Raw genomic sequence first — 240 nt, forward strand, 5'->3', positions numbered from 1 at the left:
GCCTGCGCGCGCTTTACGCCCAATAATTCCGGACAACGCTTGCCCCCTACGTATTACCGCGGCTGCTGGCACGTAGTTAGCCGGGGCTTTCTTCTCAGGTACCGTCACTCCGCTAGCAGTTACTCTAACGGACGTTCTTCCCTGGCAACAGAGCTTTACGATCCGAAAACCTTCATCACTCACGCGGCGTTGCTCCGTCAGACTTTCGTCCATTGCGGAAGATTCCCTACTGCTGCCTCC

1 rRNA gene is annotated in these 240 nt (G+C 56.7%); it reads right to left on the reverse strand.

Features of this window, described 5'->3' with window-relative positions:
- A 16S ribosomal RNA gene (locus KJS57_RS26295) occupies positions 1-240 on the reverse strand; the annotation flags it as partial.

This window comes from Paenibacillus vini, from assembly GCF_018403325.1.
Classification (GTDB): Bacteria; Bacillota; Bacilli; order Paenibacillales; family Paenibacillaceae; genus Fontibacillus; species Fontibacillus vini.